Raw genomic sequence first — 1,811 nt, 5'->3', positions numbered from 1 at the left:
GGCCCGATGGCTCCCCGTCTCACCCCCAAGCGCCTCAAGGCCCTCCAGAACGCCGTCGCCCACCCGAAGGGCAACATCGGCCAGCTGATCGAGACCACAGACGCGGGGAAGAAGATCTGGCTCACCGCCGCCGACGAGATCGCGCTGGAAGAACTCGGCTACGCCGACAGCATCGACGCCTGCGGCCACATCCAGGACTCCCCCGACCCCGGTGACGTCCACCGCGGACACCCGCACTTCTTCGCCATCACCGAGGCTGGCCGCCAGGCCGTCGCCGACGCCGCCCAGACCCCGCCGAAACAGGCAACAGGAAACCCCTCCCGCAGCCGTACGACGACCGACAAGGTGGAGAACATGACCGAGCGCACCGGCATGATCGAGATCGTCTCCTTCGGCTACCTTCACGGCGCCCCCGACGACGCGCACCTCACCATCGACCTGCGCCACCACTTCCGCGACCCGCACGTCAGCCCCGAGCTCCGCTACATGACCGCGCACGACGCCCCCGTCCGCGCCGCCGTCATGACCACCCCCGGCATCAAGGAACTCGTCACCGCGACCGTGATGCAGATCGAGGCGTTCCTCGCCGGGCCCTCCGCCTCCGGCCGCCTCGTCCGCGTCGCTGCGGGATGCGCCGGCGGACGTCACCGTGCTGGCACGGTCGCCCTCGCCCTCCGGGCCGCCCTGTCCGGCGACCAGAAGGCTGCCGCCGAGCTCGGCATCGCCGACCTCGCCCAGCCGTACGTCGCCCGGCATCTGGACGTCACCCTCGTCCACCGCGACCTCGACAAGCCCGTCGTCGAACGCTGAACCCACCCGCCCGCACACCGACGAAAGGACCACGACCATGGACTACAGCACCAGCGAACAGCCCTGGATTCAGATCGAGACCTTCGGCTTCGACCACGGCGTCCCGTCCACCCTGACCGGGGCCCTCCTGATCGACCTGCGCAACGCGCCCCTCCAGGACCCCGCCGGCGAGCCCGCCCTGGCCGACCGTGACGGCACGGACGAAAGCGTCGTCGGCCACGTCATGGGGTCGCCCCGCACCTTCACCCTGCTGTCCCGGACCGCCGACCAGGCTCAGGCCCTCCTCGACCACAACGCCAAGTCGAACCTGATCGTGCGGGTCCTCGTCGGCGACGCCGAAGGCCGCACCTGCGCCGTCGTCGTCGGCGACGCCCTCGCCGAGATCCTCACCGCCCGCGGCATCCACACCAGCGTCGAACACCGCGGCCTGACGCCGCCCGCCGCACAGAAGTAGGTGTGTCCGGGACTGCTCCTAACAGCCCCGGACACGCAGGACAGCACACCACACAGCTCCAGGCCCTGCCCACCGGCAGGGCCTGGCCTCGTTTCAAGGGAGCCTCGTGCCCACCGACTGCGTCTTCTGCGACATCGCCTCCGGCCGTGCCCCGGCCACCATCGTGCGGCGCTGGCCCCAGGTCTTCGCCATCGTCCCGCTGGACCCGGTCACCCCCGGACACCTCCTCGTCCTGCCGTACGAGCACGTCCCCGACGCCGGAGCCGACCCGCTCGTCAGCGCCCTCACCATGGCTGCCGCCTCCGAACTCGTCGCCGAACTGCCCAGCGCCAACATCCTCACCTCGAAGGGCAGGCCCGCCACCCAGTCCGTGGACCACGTCCATTTCCACGTCGTTCCCCGCCGATCCGGTGACGGCCTGGCACTGCCTTGGGCGCCTCCTGCCGCTGTGGAAGACCCTGGAGGGAAGTAGTCGGCGCCTTGCACTCCACTCAATCACCGGGCTGACCTCGGGTGTTCAGCGGCGAGTCCATGGCCATCTGGGTCC

Annotated in this window: 2 protein-coding genes and 1 pseudogene; all 3 read left to right on the top strand. The window is 70.4% G+C overall.

Annotation, left to right across the window (positions count from 1 at the left end; all coding sequences use genetic code 11):
• A pseudogene (locus ACFWAD_RS29825) lies at positions 1–810 on the top strand (hypothetical protein); the annotation flags it as partial.
• A 37-nt stretch (positions 811–847) separates the two neighbouring features.
• Positions 848–1,264, top strand: coding sequence for a hypothetical protein (locus ACFWAD_RS29820; RefSeq protein WP_378550435.1), 417 nt, complete (start codon positions 848–850; stop codon positions 1,262–1,264).
• Between the two features lie 106 nt (positions 1,265–1,370).
• Positions 1,371–1,736, top strand: a complete 366-nt coding sequence (locus ACFWAD_RS29815) for an HIT family protein (RefSeq protein ID WP_378550432.1) — start codon at positions 1,371–1,373, stop codon at positions 1,734–1,736.
• The last annotated feature ends 75 nt before the right edge of the window (positions 1,737–1,811 follow it).

It is taken from the genome of Rhodococcus sp. NPDC059969 (assembly GCF_042738325.1).
In the GTDB taxonomy this organism is placed as follows: Bacteria; Actinomycetota; Actinomycetes; order Mycobacteriales; family Mycobacteriaceae; genus Rhodococcus_F.
The sequence above is the reverse complement of the archived record's forward strand: the minus strand, read 5'-3'. Positions and strand labels throughout refer to the sequence as shown.